1 protein-coding gene is annotated in these 784 nt (G+C 53.3%); it reads left to right on the forward strand.

The genetic code is table 11. From position 1 onward, the window contains the following. The first annotated feature begins 527 nt into the window (after window positions 1–527). Window positions 528–770, forward strand: coding sequence for a NucA/NucB deoxyribonuclease domain-containing protein (locus HMPREF2678_RS10670; protein WP_083303464.1), 243 nt, complete (start codon window positions 528–530; stop codon window positions 768–770). The last annotated feature ends 14 nt before the right edge of the window (window positions 771–784 follow it).

Raw genomic sequence — 784 nt, forward strand, 5'->3', positions numbered from 1 at the left:
GCGTTACACCACACTAAGGGACGCAACCACTCATTGGCTTTAAAACAAGTGATACTCCAAGTGTTGGCTACCACTACTCCTACGACAGCCTTGGCCGACGAATAGCCAAAGACACCATCACCCCCGCAATCGGAGTCGAAAAGAGACACCCAACCCAAACTCTGTACGACAAACGCACATGGGCCGGTCGGTGCACCAACCCGCTGTTGTTTGCAGGCCAGAGGATGCTGAATCCGGGTGGGCGTACAACCGCTTCCGCTACTACAGTCCCACCCTGGGTGCCTACAACGCCCAAGACCCCTCGGGCTTGCCCCACGTTTAGCCTCGTCACAAGGGTATGTCGACCACGCAGCATTCTGGGTCGATGTGCTTGGGTTGATGGCACACAGCAAGAGGAGAGATGTCCGAGGTCATGTACTTTCAGAAATTGCTGGAATCAATTAGGCCGGCTCCGCAGCAAGCTCCGCTGTGAAAAACGGCGTTATGGACCCCAGCCAGTTAAGAAAAGGCCATCCTGACACAATCCAATATATGGATTCAACGAGGCAGCCACAGCCGATCGATATGATGCAACGAAGAGCTGGGAAAGGTCTCTTGGAAGCCCTGACGCATACCCGTTTGCTGCCACCGTCCAAGGCGGCACAGGTTCCCACCTCATCGGCGTTTCGGTTGCCGCTCAGCTCTCTCAGGGAAGCCAATTCAAGTCATTTCTAACCACTAAAAACGTTAAACGTGGGGATTGGATTCGAATTAATCCTATCTTGAACTAGGAGCACCAACTAAA

It is taken from the genome of Corynebacterium sp. HMSC058E07 (genome assembly GCF_001809885.1).
GTDB lineage: Bacteria > Actinomycetota > Actinomycetes > Mycobacteriales > Mycobacteriaceae > Corynebacterium > Corynebacterium macclintockiae.